Source organism: Synechococcus sp. Cruz CV12-2-Slac-r (genome assembly GCF_024346075.1).
Lineage (GTDB): Bacteria > Cyanobacteriota > Cyanobacteriia > PCC-6307 > Cyanobiaceae > Synechococcus_D.
The window spans coordinates 1-3,740 of sequence record NZ_JAGQEK010000150.1; the positions used below are offsets into that span (position 1 = coordinate 1).

1 protein-coding gene is annotated in these 3,740 nt (G+C 44.4%); it reads left to right on the forward strand.

The genetic code is table 11. The features are described 5' to 3' along the window. Positions 1–43: 43 nt before the first annotated feature. A partial coding sequence (locus KB557_RS09635; RefSeq protein ID WP_255133658.1) for a hypothetical protein occupies positions 44–3,740 on the forward strand: 3,697 nt, incomplete at its 3' end.

Here is a 3,740-nt window from a genome sequence, read left to right on the forward strand (position 1 = left end):
GGAGCCTTTGCTTGAGCTGAAGAAATCTGCCGATTCATATGATTTGAATAGCATTCAAGATTCTCAAAATAGTGTTGTTGAATATAAGCTTGTTATCACTAATAAGGGTACTGCTACCGCCTTTGATATCGATTTGCGGGATCGGCTGCCAAGCGCTTTAAACGGAGCTCAGCTTCAGTTGATCACTTCATCTATCAAGGCATCGCCTAACACTTTTAGCTTGGCGTTAGACAATGGCCCCCAGTTATTACATGGCACTATTGCAAAGTTGGCTGTTGGTGAATCGATCACAATTAGCTACCAAGCCAAATTAAGCGATAGTAGTTTAGTTATTGGTAGCCCTGATATACCAAACGGAGCATTATTAAATAGTGCTTTTCTCAGCTACAGCTCATTGCCAGGAGTGAGTGCCTTTGAACGCAGTGGTAGTGATGGAGTTGGTAATGGTTTAAATAATTATGCTGCGGCAGCTGAGGTTGCCGTATATGTTTCATCCTATGCAACGAGTTCAAATCCTTTAGTTTTAGATGAAGATAATTTGCCCTCAGCAGGGGCCGAGGGGCCAAATACCGCATTTACCAATACGAGCACCACAAGTATTAATTTGAAAACTGGTAGCTTTGCGATTAACACTGCCACACTTAAACTCGGCTCTAGTTTGGTTTCCCTTGAGGGAAGTTCCCAATCCATAACTGGCCTAAGCCTGCTCGATTCAAATGGTTCGCCAATCAGCAGCGATGGGGCCGGCAATCCGATTATTTATGACTATGGCATAAGTGCGGCGCGCACCCTAAGGGCCCGTGCCAATAATATTGAACTGCTCAAGGTTGAGTTTCCAAGTGTTCCCCAGCTGGCACCCGCCAGCAATGCTTCCATAGAAGTTAAAGCAACTTTATCTGGCGCTTTGCCAAGCCACATATTAGCTTTAGCTGATAATAACTACAGCAAAATAGGCCCATCAGGTGTTTGGCAAGGTGCTGTTGATTTAAAAGGCATAAGCTTATTGTTTAGTGATTCATCTGCCGCCGCATTTACAGCAGATAATCTAACAATTTCAATTCCGCTCACCATCCTCGACGACAGGCCCCAGGCTCCCCTGATCTCCGGCCCCACAACAGCTTGTTTTGGGGGGTTGGCTAAATCTGGTTCGTTTGTGATATCGCCTGGGGCAGATAAGGCATCGCTTGGATTGCTTATCGATGCAAATGGTAATGGTTCTTATGACGCTGATGTGCAATTAGTTACTGCCAGTGGTGTGATTAATGATTTGCAGGATCGCAGTTTTGATATTGCCGGTAAAGGAGTTTTACGTATCAGCACGTATGTTCGATCCGGCATGGGTAGTTGGACTTTTCTTCCGGCTGCCAGCGGAACTTCAGCAGCCTCACAGTTTTTCTCAATTGGTGTGCGCGATGGCGATGGTGATTTAACACTTAGTAGCCATAAAATAACACTGAATACCTTGCCTGTTTTTGGCAGCAGTAATGATCGTAGCCTAATCCTTAATGAAGATAAGCTACCCAATGCCGGTGGGGAAAATGCTTCGGCCCTTTCTTTTGGAATTACTGATACGGCTAATTTAGTTATACAGTCGGGCAGTTTAGCTACCACATCTATTGGATTTGATCCCACATCTGTTGGTTTAGCTGCAATAAAGTTGTTCCGTGCCGGCAATGATGTAACAGCTAATTTAGTGGATTCATCATCAAACTCCCTTTATAGCTTTGCCGTAACAAGTGTTTTGGGCTCGAATGACACTCTCACTTTATTTTGGGCTGGCAATGCGGTAGCTAGCCTCAATTTAAAGCAAACTGCCTTGCAGATAGCAGCTGGTAATAGAGGTGTGGTTAATCTTAGAGCTAAGTTGCTTGGCCCTATGCCAAGCCATCTGGTAAAAAATCAAGACGGTAGCTATGCCGCATTAGTGTTTGAAAACTTACCATTGCAGCTCAAAGCTGCTGATGGCTGTACCTCCTCAGTTTCAGCTGTATTAACTGTTCACGACGACCGCCCGGCTTTAAGGCTAGTGAATAGCAGCGGTGCCACCACTAGTAGCTTGGCTGCCGGGGCTTCCACTTCTGGCAGATGGGGTAGCGCAATAGATAGTACAGGTGGCTTTAGTTCCGCCGTTGGTGCTGATGTTTCCGCCTATGCAAATGCAGACTTTGCTAATACTTCTCGCTGGGAATTAATCGTTGATAACATTACCTATAACAGCGCAGCAGCATCGGCTGGAGTTAGCACTCCTTTAGGCATTCTTGGCGTGCAAGTTAATGGTAGTTGGAGTTTTAATGCACTGCCTACGATTTCCAACCAAGAGCAACTTAATTTTTCAGTGGCAGTTGTAGATGCGGATGGAGATAGGCGCAGCTACAATCACAGAGTTGTGATACAGCCTGCCAGTGGCCCTTCAATAGATGGGGTTCAGCTAATTGTTGATGAGAATAATTTACCTTTGGCAAATGGTAAGGGACCAAATCAACAAATTGCAGTTGCAGCTCAACAGAATATAAAACTTACGGCTCAAACAAGTGATATCAACAGTTTAGTTTTTGATTCAACTGCCGCTGATCCAGAGCTTATTGATGCAAATGGTCAGTTGATTAAGGGCGTTGTTTGGAATCGTAGTTCTAATGGATTGTTTTTTACTGCCAGTTATGCAGGGTTTGATGTTTTGCGCCTTGAACTTCCAGTCCAGGTGCTTGTTGCAGCTAATGGCAGTTCTGAAGTGCCTCTAAAAGCTACTTTGCTTAGCCCACTTCGCCACCATGATGTGGCTGATGATAATTATAGCGAAGCACTGGCTTCTGGGGATTACACCGGAGCCATCGAAATTACTGGTATTCCATTACGTGCAGCGGCAAGCAATGGCCAGGCTGCGGAAGCAACTGCGAGTATTACTGTTCTTGATGATATGCCAGCTGAGTTGCAATTAATTGGCGGCACAAATACCTATTTTGGTTCCACTATTCCCCTCATTGGTTCTTTTCTTGTTCAGCCCGGAGCCGATCAGGGATCTAATAAAGTTGAATTTGCTGCGAATGCAAGTTCTATATCGCTTGATAGTTCTCTACCTTATGGCTTTTTAGATATCCAAGGCTTTGGTCGTTTTGATGTTTCTGTTGATTTTGCTACGGGCAAAGGTATTTGGGCTTTTAGCGCTAATGCTACAGATGGAACCACTGGCATTTTGGATTTTAGTGTTTCTGTTATGGATGCTGATGGCGATCAAAGATCTGCTGTGCATTCGATTGCAATCTCTAAGCAAGCCAGCATTGATTTGGGCGCAAGCGGTGGACTACTGGTGCTTAACGAGGATGCTTTGGCCATACCGCTTGTGGGTCCAGATTCACCTAATACACCAACTTTCAATAATACCAACACAACAGGTGCCGGTATCACAATCAAGGTTAATCTAAATTCTGATTTAGTTACAGGTGTGCGTTTTGATTCCAAGCGGTTAGATGGGATTCAGGCTAATGCGCCTGGACTAACCTTTAAATTAACTAATCAAGCCACAACATTGCAGGTTTGGCAATCTAGTAATGCTGCTGCCGCGGCTCCGATTCAAGTGGCTGAAATTAATTTGGGAGCAATCGATTTTACTACAGATCCCCTTGCCCCCAGTGTTCCAATTTCAGCTAAGTTGCTAAGTAATTTAATTACCCATCCCAGCACCCAGGCCGAGAATAAATATTTAGCAGTTGATTTTGATAATCTTCCAATAATTCTTGATAGTG